Raw genomic sequence first — 15,690 nt, forward strand, 5'->3', positions numbered from 1 at the left:
CCAAGCGGTGATCGCCCTGGCCCGCCGCCTGATCGACGTTATTTGGGCCCTGCTGCGCGACGGCCGTGAGTTCCATCCCTCACCACCGCTCACCGCGAACGCGGCTTGACATGGTCATTGAAACTCCTCAGGCAGACGGCTACCAGTTGGCGGGCGGGTCGCTGGCGGGGAAGGAGTCCCGGCCCCACACCTCCACGATGTCCGGGTCGTCGGGATCGGTGCCGCCGGGCGCCGGGCGGGGAAGCGGGACCTTGTCGACGACCGGCCGTACGGTGGTGGTCATCGTCCCTGCTCCTCGTCCTCCCGGCGGGCGGTGCTGACCGGCACGACCGTGACCGGGCGGTCGGCGTGTTCGATGAGGGCGCGGGACGTCGAGCCGGCGATCAGGCCGCGGAAGCCACCGCGGCCGCGTGACCCGACGACGATCATCGCGGCGCCCAGGCGGTCGGCCGCGTCGATCAGCGCGGTCGCCGCGGTGTCTCCCTCGGCCGTCTCGTGGCGGTACTTGACGTCGCTGTAGCGCCGGCCGAGCGCTTCGAGGTGCCCGGCCACCTCGGCGTCCGGGTGGATCCGGTCATGCGAAAGGATCACCAGCTCGGCCTCGTGGCGGCGGGCGTCCGCGAAGGCGACCTCCGCAGCCGCGAGGGCGTGGGGTGACCCGTCCACCCCGGCCACGATCACGGCGTTGTCGTGCCGTTCCCCGTCGCGGACGACGGTGACCGGCGCCGCGGCGTGCGCGGCGACCTGCGTGGCCGTCGAACCGGCGAGCAGACCGGCGAATCCGCCGATGCCGCGGTGGCCGACGACCAGCAGCGCGGCGTCCCGCGAATAGGCGGTCAGGACCGCGCCGGGCGACCCGTCGATCAGCCGGGTGGTCACGGTGAGATCCGGCCATTCCTGGCGTACGTCGTGGGCGGTGCGGGCGAGCAGGTCCAGCAGCGCGGCTCGGGGCCCGCGCAGGATCTCGTCGTACGGCGGATACATCGGCGGCGGGACGATGACCCATCCGAACGCGTGCACGATGCTCAGGCCGGTTCCGCGCAGCGTGGCCTCCCGGGCCCCGTACCGCACGGCCGCCTCGGACGCTGCCGAACCGTCGAAGCCGACAACCACGGGCGCGCTCATCTCATACCTCCTCTGCGAATGCCGGCGTCTCGGCGACTGCCGGAGCCTCAAGTCTTGCCGGTGGCCGGAAAGCCGGACAGGCGTCCGACCCGTCAACGTGGTCGCCCTTGGTTGCCGGTCGCCGGAAAAGAGGGGACGGGCGGTCAGCCGGTGAGCAGCCGTCGCAGGCCGGTGAGGGTGGCCATCGGCGGATCGGCCGGCACGGTGACCGACAGGCCGGTCAGCGCGGCCAGCCGGGCGGCCACCCCGGGAACCGCCGCGCCACCGCCCGTGAGGATCAGCCGGCGGACGGCGCCACCGGGCCGGCGGGCGGAGCCGGGACCGCTGAGCCTGCGTACGGAGTCGGCGATCGGCAGGATCCGGTCGACGGGATCGTCGTGCTCGACGCGCTCGGCCGCGGCCACGCTGCGGTCGCGGATCCGGGCCACCTCGGTACGCCCGGATCCGATGTCCACGACGATCAGGTCGTCGCCTCCCGGGTCGGGCCGGCAGGCCAGGGCCGCCGCCAGGGGTTCCTCCACGGCGACCACCCGTCCGCCCAGCGCCCGGCGGACCGCGGCGACCAGGACGTTGCGCTGTCGCAGGGTCGCGGTCGCGGGCACGCCGACGAGCACGGGGAACGCATCGTCCGGCGGCAGGCCGAGGTCGGCCGCGAGCAGCCGCAGCAGATGGACGCAGGCGAAGAAGTCCCGTACGACGCCGTCGCGCACGGGCCAGGTCCGGGCCGCCCCGGCCCGGGCGGTCAGCGCCGCCCGGCCGGCGACGTGCCGGCCGTTGCCCGGCCGGCAGAGGACCGCGGGTTCGGCGAGCACCTCGCCGGTCGACGAGGTCCACAGCCGGACGGTGGAGGTGCCCAGGTCAAGGGCCAGTCGATGGCGTACGCCGGGACGGGCGTACGCGCCGGCGGTCAGCATGCCCATCGCCTGCTTGTGACGGACCGCAGCGCGATGGGCGTGCGGGTGCATGGTGGATGAACGAAGGTCGGCATGGTTCTCCCAGGCCAAGGGGCAGCGTCATGGGAGACGCTGCGCAGCGGGCGGCTTCAGATGCTCGTCGCCCACGCCGGCGGGGCCCGGTCCGCCGACCACGCCGGGACACAGCCCGGGATCACCCGGCGGGTCAGCCGGAAGACGATGCACAGCCCGCCGTCGCGTGCGGCGGCCAGGGCGGCCATCAGCAGGGCCCACAGAACCAGCGCCGGCAGCGTGGAGCGCGTGCCGGTGCCGCCGAAGCCACGCCCGTCCTGCATGCCGGCCACCATAGCCCACTGTCCGTGGCCGCGGCCACGACGCTGCGTACGCTCTGGCGGCTACGGGTCAGGGCCGGTCGCGGTTGAGGAGGGAGTGGCGCCGGCCGTACGTCCAGTACACCACCGCGCCCAGCACGAACCAGACCACGAACCGGACCCACGTCACCGGCGACAGGAACGTGATCAGCCAGATCGAGAAGACCACGCCCAGCGCCGGCACCACCGGCATTCCCGGCAGCCGGAACGTCCGGGGCAGCTCCGGCCGCCGGCGGCGCAGCACGATCACTGCCACGCAGACCACGATGAACGCGAGCAGGATGCCGATGTTCGTCAGTTCCGCCGCCTCGCGGATGGGCAGGAAGCCAGCGATGATCGCCGAGGCCACGCCGACGATCCAGGTGACGCGGGAGGGTACGCGGCGCACCGGGTGGAGGCGGGCGAACCAGGAGGGCAGCAGGCCGTCGCGGCTCATGGCGTACCAGACGCGGGTGACGCCGAGCATGAAGGTGAACATCACCGTGAGGATGCCGATGATGGCGCCGACCGCGATGACGTCGGCGAGGCCGGAGAGGCCGACCGAGGCGAACGCCGAGGAGAAGCCGCTGGTGGGGTTGATGTCCCGGTAGTTCTGCATGCCGGTGAGCACGAGGGTGGCCAGTACGTACAGGACCATGGAGACGGCCAGCGAGTAGACGATGGCCCGGGGAAGGTGGCGGCGCGCGTCGCGGGACTCCTCGGCCGCGGTGCTCATCGCGTCGTAGCCGAAGACCGCGAAGAACACGGTGGCCGCGCCGGTGATCGCGCCGCCGACGCCGAAGGGGAAGAACGGCCGGTAGTTGGCCGTCTTGATGTGGAAGAAGCCGACCACGACGACGAGCAGGACCACCGCGATCTTGATGCCCACCACGGCGGTCTCGGCGCGCGCGGCCGCGCGGATCCCCCGGTTCAGCAGGTACGCGATGAGCAGGCACAGCAGCACGGCGAACAGGTCGACCACGTGGCCGTCACCCGTACCGGGCGCACCCAGCATCCAGTTCGGCAGGTCGACGCCGATCTCGGCCATGAGGAACGCGAAGTAGCCGGAGATGCCGATCGCCACGACCGCCACGATGGCCGTGTACTCCAGGAGCAGGTCCCAGCCGATGAACCAGCCGACGACCTCGCCCAGCACGACGTAGCCGTACGTGTAGGCGGATCCGGCCTTGGGGATCATGCCGGCGAACTCGGCGTAGGACAGCGCCGCGGCGGCGCTGGCGACGCCGGCGATGAGGAACGAGATGAGCACAGCCGGGCCGGCCGTCTCGTGGGCGACCGCACCGGCAAGGGCGAAGATGCCCGCGCCGATGATGCCGCCGATGCCGATGGCGGTGAGTTGCCACAGGCCGAGCGAGCGGTTGAGGCCCTCGCCGGTGTCGTCGGTGATGTCCTCGACGGGCTTGCGGCGGAACAGACCCGATCCGCGGCCGAAGCGTTCCGGTGTCGTCGTCATGTCAACGGCCTACCATGCCGGCAGCGGCACCGCATCCACAGAGATAAATATCAGGCGACGTGGGTGCGGTACCGCGTGATCGTCTCGGCGAGGATGTCGCGTCCCGGGCGGCCCCACAGCTCCTCGTTGAAGACCTCCACCTCGACCGGCCCGGTGTAGCCCGCCGCGTCCACGGCCTCCCGGAAGCGGCGCAGCTCGACGCAGCCGGTGCCGGGCAGGCCCCGGCCGAGCAGCACCCCGGCGGGCAGCGGGGTGAGCCAGTCGGCGGCCTGGAAGCAGGCGATGCGGCGTTCCCGGCCCGCCCGGCCGATCTGCGCCCAGACGTCGTCGTCCCACCACAGGTGGTACGTGTCCACGACGACGCCCACGGCTTCCGGCGGGTACGGCGCGGCGAGGTCGAGGGCCTGCTCGAGGGTCGACACGACGCACCGGTCGGAGCAGAACATCGGGTGCAGGGCTTCGACGGCGAGCTGGACGCCGCCGGCGAGCGCGTACGGCACCAGCTCCCCGAGGGCCGCGCCGATGTGCGCGCGGGCGGCGTCGAGGTCGCGGCTGTCCGCGGGCAGGCCGCCGGAGACCAGGACGAGCACGGGCGCACCCAGCGTCGCGGCCTCGTCGATGGCGCGCCTGTTCTCGTCGAACCAGCCCGGTTGCTGGAAGAAGCCACCGCGGCACAGCGAGGTGACGGCGAGGCCGGAGTCCCGCATGAGGCCGGCCGCGCGCTGCACCCCGTACGCCTGAACGTCCTCGCGCCAGAGCCCGACGGCGGTGACGCCCTCCGCGACGCAGCCGGCCGCCAGGTCCGGCAGCGGCCATCCCTTCGCGGTGGCCTGGTTGAACGAGAAGCGCTTCACGGCTGCGCCACCCCCGCGGTGACGGCCCAGGCGCGGGCGCGGCAGGCGGCCAGGCCGGCATCGGGCAGCACGCCCGCCGCGTCCGCGAGCCGCAGCAACCGGGCCAGATGCACCGGTGACCGTCCGTTGTGGACTCCCCCGGCCATGACGAAATGGTCCTGGTGGCCGGCCAGCCAGGCGAGGAAGACGATGCCGGTCTTGTAGAACCAGGTAGGTGCCGCGAACAGGTGGCGGGCCAGGGTCACGGTCGGTGCGAGGATCCCGTCGTACGCCGTGACGTCGCCGTCGTCCAAGGCTCGGAGCGCCGCCGCTGCGGGTGGCGCGATGGCGGCCAGGACACCGAGCAGCGCGTCGGAATGCCCCTGCTCGTCGCCGCGGATAAGCGCCGGGTAGTGGAAGTCGTCGCCGGTGTAGAGGCGTACGCCCGCGGGCAGCCGCCGCCGCAGCGCGACCTCGAACGCCTCGTCGAGCAGCGACAGCTTGATGCCGTCGACGCGTCCGGGGTGCGCAGCGATGAGCTCGACGACGGTGTCGGCGGCGCGGGCCGGGTCGTCCGAACCCCAGTAGCCGCCGAGCAACGGGTCGAACGCCGGGCCGAGCCAGTGCAGGATCACCGGGCTCCCCGCCTCGGCGAGGAGGCGGCCGTAGATGTCGAGGTAGTCCCCGGCCCGGGTGGCGGTGGCGGCCAAGTGCCGGCTGCACATGAGGACCGGGTCCGCGCCGGCCTCCTGGACATCGGTGAGCTGTTCGGCGTACGCCTTATGCACCTCGTCGAGGGTGGCCGGGCCGGGCGCGAGCTGGTCCGTGGCGACGCCCGCCACGATGCTGCCACCGACGGCCGCCGCCTCCCGCGCGGAACGGCGGATCAGCTCGCGGGCCGCCGGATAGTCCAGGCCCATGCCGCGCTGCGCGGTGTCCATCGCCTCGGCCACGCCGAACCCGTACGACCACAGGTGCCGCCGGAACGCCAGCGTGGCCTCCCAGTCGAGGATGGGCGGCGCGCCGGGCACGTTCTCCGCCCTCGGATCGGCGACCACGTGCGCCGCGGCGTACGCGATCCGGCTCGTGAACCGCTTGCCGGGAGTCGCGTAGCCCGCGCCGGCGCCCGACAGGGTCAGCGGCCCGTCGGGCAGGTGCACGGTCGCGCTCATCTGTGCAGCTCGGGAATCTCGACGCGGCGGCCCTCGCGGGCGGACTGCAGCCCCAGCTCGGCCAGTTGCACGCCGCGCGCGCCGGCCCACAGGTCCCACGTGTACGGCGCGTCCTCGGCAACGTGGCGCAGGAACATCTCCCACTGCGCCTTGAAGCCGTTGTCGAACTCCTCGTTGTCCGGTACCTCCTGCCACTGCTCGCGGAACGCATGGCTGACCGGCAGATCGGGGTTCCACACCGGTTTCGGCGTGGCGGCCCGGTGCTGGACCTTGCAGCCGCGCAGCCCCGCCACGGCGCTGCCCTCGGTGCCGTCGACCTGGAACTCGACCAGCTCGTCGCGGTTGACCCGGACGGCCCAGGAGGAGTTGATCTGGGCGATCACGCCGCCGTCTAGTTCGAAGATCCCGTACGCGGCGTCGTCGGCGGTCGCCTCGTACGGCTCGCCGTTCTCGTCCCAGCGGCGCGGGATGTGCGTGGCCACCTGGGCGGTGACGGCGCGGACGGGGGCGAAGAGCTGCTCGAGCACGTAGTGCCAGTGCGGGAACATGTCGACGACGATGCCGCCGCCGTCGGCCGCCCGGTAGTTCCAGCTGGGGCGCTGGGCGGCCTGCCAGTCGCCCTCGAAGACCCAGTAGCCGAACTCCCCGCGTACGGAAAGGATGCGGCCGAAGAAACCGCCGTCGACGAGCCGCTGCAGTTTGCGCAACCCGGGCAGGAAGAGCTTGTCCTGCACGACGCCGTGGCGCACGCCGGCCGCGTCGGCGGCGCGGGCCAGGTCGGCGGCGCCCTGCAGCGTGGTGGCCAGGGGCTTCTCGGTGTAGATGTGCTTGCCCGCCTCGATCGCCTGGTGGATCGCCTTCTCGCGCTCGCTGGTGACCTGGGCGTCGAAGTAGATCCGCACGTCGGGGCGGGCCAGAGCGGCGCCCAGGTCGGTGGTCCAGTCGGTGAGCCCGTGCCGCGCGGCGACGTCGCGGAGCTTCGCCTCGGTGCGCCCGACGAGGACCGGCTCGGGCCAGAGCACCGAACCGTCGCGCAGCGGCAGTCCTCCGCCGTCCCGGATGGCCAGCAGGGAGCGGACCAGATGCTGCCGGTAGCCCATCCGGCCGGTCACGCCGTTCATGACTATCCCGATGGGAACGCGAGCGGTCATGGCGGCACCCTCCGCTAGGTAAGCGCTTTCCTCGCAGGCTACCGGCGCGTGCGGCGCTCGGGCAAGCGCTTGCCCGGCCCCGGTCGGCTAGGGTGATCGCGTGGCGACCCTGGCGGATGTCGCGCGGCGTGCGGGGGTGTCCACCGCCACCGCGTCACGCATCATCAACAACAGCCCCAAGCCGGTCGGCGAGGCGCTGCGCGAGCGCGTGCTCGCGGCCGTCGCCGAGCTCGAGTTCGTGCCCAACGCCAACGCGCAGCAGCTCGCCCGGGCGCACCGCACCGCCGTCGGGGTGATCGTCCACGACGTCTCCGACCCGTACTTCGCCGAGATCACCCGGGGCCTGCAGCGCGTCGCCACCGACCACGGCCGGCTCGTCATCATCTGCAACAGCTACCGCGACCCCGAGCGCGAGCTGGCGTACGTGGACCTGCTGCACGCCCACCGGACCGCGGCGATCGTGCTCGCCGGCTCCGGCTACCACGACGCCCCCACCACCGCGCGCCTCGACCGCAAACTGCGCCTCTACGAGAGCACCGGCGGCCGGGTCGCGGTGATCGGCCGGCACGAGCACGCGGGCGACGCGATCGTCCCGGAGAACGAGCACGGCGGCTACCTCGCGGCCGACGCCCTCTACCGGCTCGGGCACACCACGATCGGCGTGATCGCCGGCCCGAAGCACCTCACCACGACCACCGACCGGCTCGCCGGCCTGCGCCGCGCGGCCCGCGAGCACGGCCACCGCCTCACGGCCCGGCACATCGAGTACGCCGGCTTCGACCGCAACGGCGGCATGGCGGCCGCGGGCCTGCTGCTGGACCGCAACCCGTCGCTGACCGCCATCGCCGCGCTCAACGACTCCATGGCCGTCGGCGCGCTCGCCTGCCTGCGCGAACGCGGGGTGGACGTGCCCGGCCGGGTCAGCCTCATCGGCTTCGACGACATGCCGATCTCGGTGGACGTGACGCCGCCGCTGAGCACCGTACGGCTGCCCCTGGAGGAGATCGGGGTCCGGGCCATGTCGCTCGCTCTCCGCGAGCCGGACGACGAGCCGCGGGTCGAGCACGCGGCCGCGGAACTGGTGCTGCGCGACAGCACCGCACCCCCGCCCCGGCATCGGCCCCGGCCCACCAAGGCCCACCGTCCGTGACACCGGCCCTGACCCCGCCGCGGCCCGCCCCGGGCCGCCGCCCGTGACACCGGCCCCACCCCCGCCCCCGCCGCGGCCCGCCCCGGGCCGCCGCCTGTGACACCGGACCGGGAGAGACCATGCGCGTGACAACGGATCAGCCGACCGGGCTGCGGTTCGACGACGGCGACCCGGTCCGGGCCGCCTCCGCCGTAGCGCGGTTCGGCGACGGCTGGCTGATCGCCCAGGACGACGCCACGCACGCGGCCTGGGTGCGCCCCGGCGGCGTCGAGCGGGTCCGGGTCATCCCGCCGGTCGACGGGCACGAGACGTTCAGCTCGGCCGACGGTACGAAGCACCTCAAGCCCGACTTCGAGGCGGCCTGCCCGATCGGCGACGGCGTCCTGCTGTTGGGCTCCGGGTCGTCGCCGGCCCGGATGCGCGCCTCCCTGGTCACGCCCGGGGGCGGCTGCACCGTCGCCGACCTCACCCCGCTGTACCACGCCATCGGCGATGCCCTCGGGCTCGCGGACGGCAGCCTCAACCTCGAGGGTGCCTGCGTCGCCGGCGGCCGGCTGCGGTGGTTCCAGCGGGGCAACTCGGCGGCGGGCGTACCGTCGGCCTCCGTCGACGTGGAGCTCGAGGCGCTGCTCGCCGCCGTGACCGGGGCCGGCAGCGACCGGGTCGGCGTGGGCGGCGTCCGCCGGTACGACCTCGGCACGGTCGCCGGGGTCGCGCTGGCCGTCACCGACGCGGTGGCGCTGCCCGACGGGCGGGTGATCGTCAGCGCGGCGGCCGAGGACACGCCGAACGCCGTCGACGACGGACCCGTCGTGGGCGCCGCGGTGGCAGTGCTCGCCGACGGTCACGAGCCCGAGGTCGGCGTACTGCCGCGGCCGGACAAGATCGAGGGGCTGGCGCTGCGCTCGTCCGGCGACACCGGCGCGGAGCTGCTGGCCGTGGTCGACGCCGACGACCCGGCCGTGCCGTCGGCCTCCCTGTCGCTGCGCCTGAGCTGGTGAGCCGCCTCCGACCGACCGCGTGATTAGGACGGCGGCGGCCGGGGGATCACCAGCCGATGAGCGACGTCACGGCACTCACCCCGGACCGGCTGGAACTCGGCGAAGGCTCTCGCTGGGCGGGCGACCGGCTCGTCCTGGTCGACATCCCGGCGGGCCGCCTGCTGACCGCCCCGGCGCCCGGGGCCCCCGAGCGGCGGACCGCCGACGCCCTCACGGAGCTGGCGAAGCTGCCGGACCCGCTCGCCGCGGTCGCCGAGGTCGCCGACCGGCCGGGCACCTGGCTGGCCGCCACGGGCACCGGCTTCGCGCTGATCACCGAGGCCGGCGCGGTCCGCCCGCTCACCGCCCCGGAGCCGGTGACGGACCGGCCCTGGCGCATGAACGACGGCGTGGCGGACCGGGCCGGCCGGTTCTGGGCGGGCAGCATGGCCTGCGACCAGAGCCCCCGCTCAGGTGCCCTGTACCGCCTCGACCCCGACGGCACGGTGCGCACCGTGCTGCGCGACCTCACCATCGCCAACGGCCCCGCGTTCAGCCCGGACGGCCGCACGATGTACCTGTCCGACACGCCGCTCGGCCACATCGACCGGTTCGACGTGGACCCGGCGACCGGGGAGCTGAGCGGCCGGCGGCCATTCGCCCGCCTCGACCCGGACCACGGCGCCCCGGACGGCCTCACCGTGGACACCGAGGGCCACGTCTGGGCGGCCCTGTTCGGCGGGGCGGCCGTGCACCGCTACCGCCCCGACGGCGTCCTGGACCGCCGGGTCACGCTGCCGGCCCGCCAGCCGACCAGTGTCTGCCTGGTGGGCGCCACGCTCGTGGTCACCAGTGGCCGCGGCGGCCTGGACGACCCCGGACCGGACGACGGCGCGGTGCTCGTCACGGATGCGGGCCCGGGCGCCCGGGGGCTGCCCGCCCTGCCGGTCCGGCTGGACACCGTCTGACCCGGCGGGGCGGCCGTCGCGCGGACCTCTCAGCGTGGGTTCCAGCCGGCTGCCCGGCAGGCGTCCTCGAACGCGTCGCCGTCCTGCTTCCACGCCGAGCCACCGTCGGCGGCGCTGCGCCCGAGCGCCGTCGCCCGGTCCTGGATGGCGTCGTTGTCGCTGTCCCGCGAGGACTGGCTCACCTTGTCCGCCAGCGCGAGCCGCGCGGTCTTCGAGCGCGCCTGCGCGTACCCGTCGGCGTAGTCGGTGCAGGCCTGCGCCGCCGGGTCGTCGAGCTGCCCGGGCCCCTGCGCCGAGGTCGACGACCGGGTGGCCGACCAGGCGATGAGCAGGGCCACGCAGACCACACCGATGATGATCAGAGTCTGCTTGCTGAGCTTGACCTTCATGTCGAAATTGGACCACGCCGGGCGGTCCGGCGTGCCACCGCCGGGTCCGGGGTGCAGGCGCGCCCGGGTGATCCGCCTCAGCGGTCCACGTCGACGATCTCGCGTCCCAGCGGCCAGAACGCCACGGGCACCAGCTTGAAGTTCGCGATGCCGAACGGGATGCCGATGACCGTCACGCACTGGGCGATCCCGGCGAGGATGTGGGTCAGCGCGAGCCACCAGCCCGCCACGATCACCCAGACGATGTTCGCGATGCCGGACGGCACGCCGGCGCCGGGCCGGCTGACGACCGTACGGCCGAACGGCCACAGCGAGTAGGCGGCCAGGCGCAGCGAGGCGACGCCGAACGGGATCGTGACGATGAGCGCGAAGCAGATGAGCGCCGCGAGACCGTAGCCGAGCGCGAGCACGAACCCGCTGCCGAAGATGAACCACAGGATGTTGAGAATCAACCTCACCAGATCAGCATGACTCCGGTACGCCACCCGCACGGTGGCCCGGTGCCGCGGCGTCGCCGCACAGCACGGCGAACAGCGCGAGCAGGACCGCGTGGAACACGGCGACCCCGATCACGAAGCCGTGATCCATCCCGTCCGGCGCCAGAAGCACGCCCGCCACCCCGGCACCGACCGCCGCCATCGCCATCGCCGTCCGCGCGATGAGCTGGGGCCGGGACCGCCGGCCGCCACCGCCACGGGCCGCGGCCCGCCACATCGAGCCGGCGATCACCAGCGACCCGGCACCTCCCGCCACGCCGGCGATCAGCGACGCCACGCCCGGCCCGGTCGCCGACTCGCCGAGCGCGGCGACACCCGACCAGGCCAGCAGCCCGAACACCCCCGCGGCGAGGAGGTGCATCCAGAGGCTACGACCCGGGCGCGGCCGGGTGGTGGCGGCGGGCTCGGCGGTCATCCCGTCATCGTCGCACGTGCCAGGAAGCCGCCGGCACCGCTTGCCTCAGAGCGCGACCTCGGCCGGCGTCGGCCGGACCGGCCCGGACAACGCGTACGCCATCAGCCCCGCCACCGCGAGCACCGCCGCCGTCACCGCCGCCGCCCGGTTGCCGGGCTCCTGGGTCTGCCAGGTGATGATCTGTCCCGCCGTGGTGTCCCCGGCCGGGAACACGATCACCGCCAGCGTCCAGCCCAGCGGCGCGAACCAGGCGCGGATCGCCCCGATCGTGGCCGCGCCGAGGGCCGCCAGGCCGAGCAGGCCGGCCGCGTCGCGCAGCACGAGCGCCGCCGGGCCGAAGCGGGCGCCGGTCGGCAGCGTCGCCAGCAGCAGCACCAGGATGAGGACAAGGGCGGCCAGCACGTGCGCGGCCCGGCGGGGCCACCAGGGCAGCGCCGCGGTCCGTTCCAGGGCCTCGTCCGGACCGGCGAACGTGATGGCGACCGTCGTGACGAGGATCAGCACGGTCAGCACGACCATCGGCGCGCCCGCGTCCGGCGAGTTGGAGAAGATCGACCACAGCGACCACAGCAGCACCGTCAGCCCGAGGCTCAGCACCAGCGCCAGCGGTACGTGCCGCGACCGCGCGTACAGCGCCAGCCCCCTCATCGGGCACTACCGGTGAGCGCGTCCTTGAGATCCTTGCACCCGGCGGCCGCCCGGCGCAGCGCCGCCACCCGGGCGACCGCCTCCTGCTCGGGCAGCTTGCGCAGGCCGTTCCACAGGGCGGCCTGCTCCGTGTCGGGCTGGTCGGAGACGACGTCCCATTCGCCCCAGCCGGCCACCGGTTCGACGCCGAGAACGTACGCGGCCGCCGCGCGGGACGCGGACGGGTTGAACCCGTCCTCGCAGGCGATCGGGGGCGTCAGCGCCGCGATCACCACCCGGGGCACGACCCGGTCGGGCCAGGCCAGGTGGCCGTACTTGTCGACGTGGACGTCGAGCAGGACGACGCCGGGCTGCGGTGCCGGTGACCAGGACGGGTAGTAGGTCGTGGTGTCCTCGTGCACGGCGGTCGGCGCGTCCGGAAGCTTCGCCAACGCCGCCAGGGCCTGCCGGGCCGGGGGTACGACCTCGGACAGCAGGCCGGCGTGGACCCGGCTGACGCAGACCCGCGGGGCACCGTCGGCACAGACCAGCTCCTGGGCGACCGTGTCGGTCGGGTTGTCCACGAACTCGCCGCGCGGGACGACCGCGAGGGCCAGGGCGGCGCCGAGGGTGACAGGAAGCAGTGCCGCCACCCGGGTACGCCAGCCGCCCGAGGCGAGCAGCACCGCGGCGGCGACGGCGAACGCGATCAGCCAGATGACCTGCGCGACGCTGACCCGGGCGCCCACCGTCTGGTAGTCGGTGTACTGGCCCATGCCGTACATCGGGGAGAACACGAGGCTGAGCCAGTTCCGGTGCCCGGTCGCGACCGGCAGCAGCATCAGGAACGCGATGCCGGCCACCGCCAGGACGGGCGCGGTCACCATGGACGGCACCAGCCGGCCCACGGCGAGTCCCAGCCAGACGCCGCCGATCATCGCGAGCACGCCGACGGCCAGCACGAGGAACGCCCGGGCCGGCAGATAGTGCGCGGTGTCGATGATCCAGGGCAGGCCGGCCGCGGCCACCAGCAGGTAGGCCGCCGCGGCGGCGATGGCCATCGCGCCGAGGACGGGTACCATCCGCTGGACCCGGGGCCGGGCCGTGCTGGCGAACAGCTCCGCCACGTGGGACCGGTGCTCACGGCGGGCCTGCCAGGCGCCGGCGGCCAGCGCGAGCGGCCACAGCAGCACCAGGTATTCCCGTTCGGCCATGGCCAGTGCCATCCAGCTGGCGGCCCATCGCTGCGGTGCCGCGTACAGGAGGATCCCGCCGGCCACCAGCAGCACCAGCACGGTGCCCAGGGCCGCCGAGCGGCGGACCTCGATGCCGAGGATGCGGGTCATCGGGCCGCCACCTCCGCCCGGTGGCGGCGCAGCAGGGCGGAGTAGCCGCGCTCGGCGGGACTGTCGCCTGGGTCGCCGTGCTCGCCCTGCTCCATCAGGCCCGCGGGGGTGCCCTGGTAGAGCAGCCGGCCCTCGTTGATCATCACCACGTCGGTGCAGGCGGCCACCACGTCCTCGACGAGGTGCGTGGAGACCAGCACGCAGCTGTCCGCACCCAGGGCACGCAGCAGCGTACGGAAATCCAGCCGCTGCTCCGGGTCGAGCCCGACCGTGGGCTCGTCGAGCAGCAGCACTTCCGGGTCGTTCACGATCGCCTGGGCGATGCCGGCGCGGCGCAGCATGCCGCCCGAGAGGGTCTTCATCCGCGCGTCGGCCTTGGCACCCAGGCCGACCCGGTCGATGGCCCGTTGCACCGCGCCGGGCACGGCCGCCTTGGGCATCTCCTTGAGCCAGGCCATGTACTCGATGAACTCGCGCACCGTGAACCGCGGGTAGAACCCGAACTGCTGCGGGAGATAGCCGAGGGCCCGCCGCACCCGTCGCAGGTCGGCGCGGCCGTCGACGGTCTCGCCGAGCAGCGTCAGCCGCCCGCCGGCCGGCTTGATGACCGTGGCCAGCGAGCGCATCAGCGTGGTCTTGCCCGCGCCGTTGGGGCCGAGCAGCCCGTGCACCCCGGTGCCGAGGGCCAGGTCGAGGCCGTCGACGGCCAGGTGCCGGCCGGCCCGGACCTGCAGGCCTTCGGCGTGGACCGCCCAGGCATAGGTGGTGGGGGCGGTCTCCGCCGCGGACACCGTACGCATAGTCACTTCTCTCTCGAGGTCGTTCGGGTGGTCAGTCACGGCTCGCCAGCCTGCGGTAGTCGTCGGCCCGGGTCATCGCGTACGCCGCGAGCGCCACGGTGGCCAGGGCCCAGACCGGGACGCTGGCCGGGCGCAGCACGACGGGGATGTCCGCGGTGGCGATGCTGGGCAGCACGACCGCGGCGGCCCAGGTCGCGCCGACCCAGAGCGCGGCCCGGCGCACGCCGAAGCGGCCACCCAGCGCGATCGTGGCCGCGGTGCAGGCCAGGCTGGGCAGGAGCATCAGCGCCAGGGATTCCCGCGTGCCGACACCGGCCAGGGCGAGCGCGGGCACCACCACGGCGAGCACCGTCGCGGTACGCCGCAGCAGCATCATCAGCCCGGCGCCGGGTGCGCCGGCGATCAGCTCCCAGGCCGGGTCGGCGCGGCGGCTCCACGCGACGGCGACGCCGGGCAGCGGTGCCACCGGCGCGAGCAGCAGCACCAGGGAGGGCAGGTCCGGCAGGGCGACGCTGAGCAGGACCGCGCAGGCCAGCGCGCTGAGGGTCATGCCCAGCCACGGCGCCGCGGCCCAGACGAGCCAGCGGCGGCGCACCGGCGACCACGCCCGGCGCACCCGGGCCGGGCGCGGCCCCGCCTCGATGCCCTCGTCCACGGCGGTGGCGACCCGGTCGAGCAGCGCCCGGGTGTCCGGGGTGGTGCTGCCGGCGAGCCGGGCCCGGCAGTCGGCGCAGCCCTCGAGGTGCACCTCCACCGACCAGACGGTGGCGTCGTCGAGGTCCGCGTCACCCTCGGCGTAGCGGGAGATCACGGCGAGGTTCGGATGGGTGGTCATGACAGTGCCTCCCGCAGAGCGATGCGAGCCCGCCGCGCGCGGGACTTCACCGTGCCTTCCGGCACCCCGAGCAGCAGCGACGTCTCCCGTACGGAGAGGCCGTCGAGAACCATGGCCCGCAGCACCTGCCGCACCTCGGTGGGCAGGCGCAGCAGGGCCTGTTCGAGGTCCTGGCCGACGCGGGCGGCCATCACCTCGTCCTCCGCAGCCGGGGCCGTGGTCTCCAGCAGCGGCACGGGCGGCGGCTGCGCGTGCCTCGCCCGGCGGCGGAACGCGTCGACCAGCCGGTTGGCGGCGATCGTCCAGAGCCAGCCGACCGCGCTGCCGGCGGTGGCGGCCCCGGCGAAGCTGCCCGCGGCCCGCCACACGGCCAGGTAGGTCTCCTGCAGCACGTCGGCGACCACGTCCTCGTCGGCGCACCGGCGCCGCAGCCGCACGGCGAGCCACGGCGAGGTGCGCCGGTACAGCTCGTCGAACGCCCGCCGGTCCCCGCGGGCGGTGCGGCGTACGAGCTCGTCCTCGTCGGCCGCGTCCAGGTTTCGTCTCACACCAGGCAAGACGACGATCACCTCCCGACGGTTCTCCGATTCGAGTGACTCAGCTCACACCGCAGGACGATCGTACGAATCCGGTGGGCATATTCGCCCTGACCTGGGGTAGCACA

19 protein-coding genes are annotated in these 15,690 nt (G+C 74.1%); 3 read left to right on the top strand and 16 right to left on the bottom strand.

Annotation, left to right across the window (positions count from 1 at the left end; genetic code table 11):
* Positions 1 to 139: 139 nt before the first annotated feature.
* The 8 genes from IT780_RS14025 to IT780_RS14060 form a co-directional block, all read right to left on the bottom strand.
* Positions 140 to 283 (bottom strand): hypothetical protein, encoded by a 144-nt coding sequence (locus tag IT780_RS14025; RefSeq protein WP_199511975.1) that lies wholly within the window; start codon positions 281 to 283, stop codon positions 140 to 142.
* Positions 280 to 1,125, bottom strand: coding sequence for a universal stress protein (locus tag IT780_RS14030; RefSeq protein ID WP_199511976.1), 846 nt, complete (start codon positions 1,123 to 1,125; stop codon positions 280 to 282). The genes IT780_RS14025 and IT780_RS14030 overlap by 4 nt, the downstream gene beginning before the upstream one ends.
* A 143-nt stretch (positions 1,126 to 1,268) precedes the next feature.
* Entirely contained in the window at positions 1,269 to 2,045 is a 777-nt protein-coding gene (locus IT780_RS14035) for a rod shape-determining protein (RefSeq protein ID WP_199511977.1), read from the bottom strand.
* A gap of 122 nt (positions 2,046 to 2,167) precedes the next feature.
* Positions 2,168 to 2,374, bottom strand: a complete 207-nt coding sequence (locus tag IT780_RS14040; RefSeq protein ID WP_233412849.1) for a hypothetical protein — start codon at positions 2,372 to 2,374, stop codon at positions 2,168 to 2,170.
* A 67-nt stretch (positions 2,375 to 2,441) separates the two neighbouring features.
* Positions 2,442 to 3,863, bottom strand: coding sequence for an amino acid permease (locus IT780_RS14045; protein ID WP_199511979.1), 1,422 nt, complete (start codon positions 3,861 to 3,863; stop codon positions 2,442 to 2,444).
* A gap of 50 nt (positions 3,864 to 3,913) precedes the next feature.
* Positions 3,914 to 4,717 carry a sugar phosphate isomerase/epimerase family protein gene (locus IT780_RS14050; protein ID WP_199511980.1) on the bottom strand — a complete coding sequence of 268 codons (804 nt, stop codon included), beginning with the start codon at positions 4,715 to 4,717 and terminating at the stop codon, positions 3,914 to 3,916.
* Positions 4,714 to 5,868 carry a dihydrodipicolinate synthase family protein gene (locus IT780_RS14055; protein WP_199511981.1) on the bottom strand — a complete coding sequence of 385 codons (1,155 nt, stop codon included), beginning with the start codon at positions 5,866 to 5,868 and terminating at the stop codon, positions 4,714 to 4,716. The genes IT780_RS14050 and IT780_RS14055 overlap by 4 nt, the downstream gene beginning before the upstream one ends.
* Positions 5,865 to 7,019 carry a Gfo/Idh/MocA family protein gene (locus IT780_RS14060; protein ID WP_199511982.1) on the bottom strand — a complete coding sequence of 385 codons (1,155 nt, stop codon included), beginning with the start codon at positions 7,017 to 7,019 and terminating at the stop codon, positions 5,865 to 5,867. The genes IT780_RS14055 and IT780_RS14060 overlap by 4 nt, the downstream gene beginning before the upstream one ends.
* A 100-nt stretch (positions 7,020 to 7,119) precedes the next feature.
* Between IT780_RS14060 and IT780_RS14065 the strand changes: the two genes are divergently transcribed.
* From IT780_RS14065 to IT780_RS14075, 3 genes are all read left to right on the top strand, one after another.
* Complete coding sequence (locus IT780_RS14065; protein WP_199511983.1) at positions 7,120 to 8,169, top strand: LacI family DNA-binding transcriptional regulator; 1,050 nt, start codon at positions 7,120 to 7,122, stop codon at positions 8,167 to 8,169.
* Positions 8,170 to 8,288: 119 nt separating this feature from the next.
* Positions 8,289 to 9,170, top strand: coding sequence for a DUF6910 family protein (locus IT780_RS14070; RefSeq protein WP_199511984.1), 882 nt, complete (start codon positions 8,289 to 8,291; stop codon positions 9,168 to 9,170).
* A 56-nt stretch (positions 9,171 to 9,226) separates the two neighbouring features.
* The gene (locus tag IT780_RS14075; RefSeq protein WP_199511985.1) at positions 9,227 to 10,117 is read left to right on the top strand and encodes an SMP-30/gluconolactonase/LRE family protein; all 891 of its coding nucleotides are present in this window, start codon (positions 9,227 to 9,229) and stop codon (positions 10,115 to 10,117) included.
* Between the two features lie 29 nt (positions 10,118 to 10,146).
* On the opposite strand, the gene IT780_RS14080 is transcribed toward IT780_RS14075, so the two are convergent.
* The 8 genes from IT780_RS14080 to IT780_RS14115 all read right to left on the bottom strand — a co-directional run bounded on the left by IT780_RS14080 (position 10,147) and on the right by IT780_RS14115 (position 15,574).
* On the bottom strand, positions 10,147 to 10,506 hold the full coding sequence (locus IT780_RS14080; RefSeq protein ID WP_199511986.1) for a hypothetical protein: 360 nt from the start codon (positions 10,504 to 10,506) through the stop codon (positions 10,147 to 10,149).
* A gap of 77 nt (positions 10,507 to 10,583) precedes the next feature.
* Positions 10,584 to 10,967, bottom strand: coding sequence for a YccF domain-containing protein (locus tag IT780_RS14085; protein ID WP_199512346.1), 384 nt, complete (start codon positions 10,965 to 10,967; stop codon positions 10,584 to 10,586).
* A 1-nt stretch (position 10,968) separates the two neighbouring features.
* Positions 10,969 to 11,418, bottom strand: coding sequence for a hypothetical protein (locus IT780_RS14090; RefSeq protein WP_199511987.1), 450 nt, complete (start codon positions 11,416 to 11,418; stop codon positions 10,969 to 10,971).
* 45 nt (positions 11,419 to 11,463) lie between these two features.
* Positions 11,464 to 12,066 carry a hypothetical protein gene (locus IT780_RS14095; RefSeq protein ID WP_199511988.1) on the bottom strand — a complete coding sequence of 201 codons (603 nt, stop codon included), beginning with the start codon at positions 12,064 to 12,066 and terminating at the stop codon, positions 11,464 to 11,466.
* Positions 12,063 to 13,391: a hypothetical protein gene (locus IT780_RS14100; protein WP_199511989.1), complete on the bottom strand. Its 1,329-nt coding sequence runs from the start codon at positions 13,389 to 13,391 to the stop codon at positions 12,063 to 12,065. Before IT780_RS14100 ends, IT780_RS14095 begins: the two co-directional genes overlap by 4 nt.
* On the bottom strand, positions 13,388 to 14,191 hold the full coding sequence (locus tag IT780_RS14105) for an ABC transporter ATP-binding protein (protein ID WP_199511990.1): 804 nt from the start codon (positions 14,189 to 14,191) through the stop codon (positions 13,388 to 13,390). The genes IT780_RS14100 and IT780_RS14105 overlap by 4 nt, the downstream gene beginning before the upstream one ends.
* 31 nt (positions 14,192 to 14,222) lie before the next feature.
* Positions 14,223 to 15,026 (bottom strand): anti-sigma factor, encoded by an 804-nt coding sequence (locus IT780_RS14110; RefSeq protein ID WP_199511991.1) that lies wholly within the window; start codon positions 15,024 to 15,026, stop codon positions 14,223 to 14,225.
* Positions 15,023 to 15,574: an RNA polymerase sigma factor gene (locus tag IT780_RS14115; protein ID WP_199511992.1), complete on the bottom strand. Its 552-nt coding sequence runs from the start codon at positions 15,572 to 15,574 to the stop codon at positions 15,023 to 15,025. The genes IT780_RS14110 and IT780_RS14115 overlap by 4 nt, the downstream gene beginning before the upstream one ends.
* Positions 15,575 to 15,690 lie beyond the last annotated feature (116 nt).

The organism is Nucisporomicrobium flavum (assembly GCF_016464385.1).
In the GTDB taxonomy this organism is placed as follows: domain Bacteria; phylum Actinomycetota; class Actinomycetes; order Mycobacteriales; family Micromonosporaceae; genus Actinoplanes; species Actinoplanes flavus_A.

Coding starts and splice junctions, on each gene's coding strand:
- IT780_RS14025 (WP_199511975.1), bottom strand. CDS start 283: ATGACCACCACCGTACGGCCGGTCGTCGACAAGGTCCCGCTTCCCCGC.
- IT780_RS14080 (WP_199511986.1), bottom strand. CDS start 10,506: ATGAAGGTCAAGCTCAGCAAGCAGACTCTGATCATCATCGGTGTGGTC.
- IT780_RS14105 (WP_199511990.1), bottom strand. CDS start 14,191: ATGCGTACGGTGTCCGCGGCGGAGACCGCCCCCACCACCTATGCCTGG.
- IT780_RS14030 (WP_199511976.1), bottom strand. CDS start 1,125: ATGAGCGCGCCCGTGGTTGTCGGCTTCGACGGTTCGGCAGCGTCCGAG.
- IT780_RS14070 (WP_199511984.1), top strand. CDS start 8,289: ATGCGCGTGACAACGGATCAGCCGACCGGGCTGCGGTTCGACGACGGC.
- IT780_RS14040 (WP_233412849.1), bottom strand. CDS start 2,374: ATGCAGGACGGGCGTGGCTTCGGCGGCACCGGCACGCGCTCCACGCTG.
- IT780_RS14060 (WP_199511982.1), bottom strand. CDS start 7,019: ATGACCGCTCGCGTTCCCATCGGGATAGTCATGAACGGCGTGACCGGC.
- IT780_RS14045 (WP_199511979.1), bottom strand. CDS start 3,863: ATGACGACGACACCGGAACGCTTCGGCCGCGGATCGGGTCTGTTCCGC.
- IT780_RS14095 (WP_199511988.1), bottom strand. CDS start 12,066: ATGAGGGGGCTGGCGCTGTACGCGCGGTCGCGGCACGTACCGCTGGCG.
- IT780_RS14055 (WP_199511981.1), bottom strand. CDS start 5,868: ATGAGCGCGACCGTGCACCTGCCCGACGGGCCGCTGACCCTGTCGGGC.
- IT780_RS14035 (WP_199511977.1), bottom strand. CDS start 2,045: ATGGGCATGCTGACCGCCGGCGCGTACGCCCGTCCCGGCGTACGCCAT.
- IT780_RS14090 (WP_199511987.1), bottom strand. CDS start 11,418: ATGACCGCCGAGCCCGCCGCCACCACCCGGCCGCGCCCGGGTCGTAGC.
- IT780_RS14075 (WP_199511985.1), top strand. CDS start 9,227: ATGAGCGACGTCACGGCACTCACCCCGGACCGGCTGGAACTCGGCGAA.
- IT780_RS14100 (WP_199511989.1), bottom strand. CDS start 13,391: ATGACCCGCATCCTCGGCATCGAGGTCCGCCGCTCGGCGGCCCTGGGC.
- IT780_RS14110 (WP_199511991.1), bottom strand. CDS start 15,026: ATGACCACCCATCCGAACCTCGCCGTGATCTCCCGCTACGCCGAGGGT.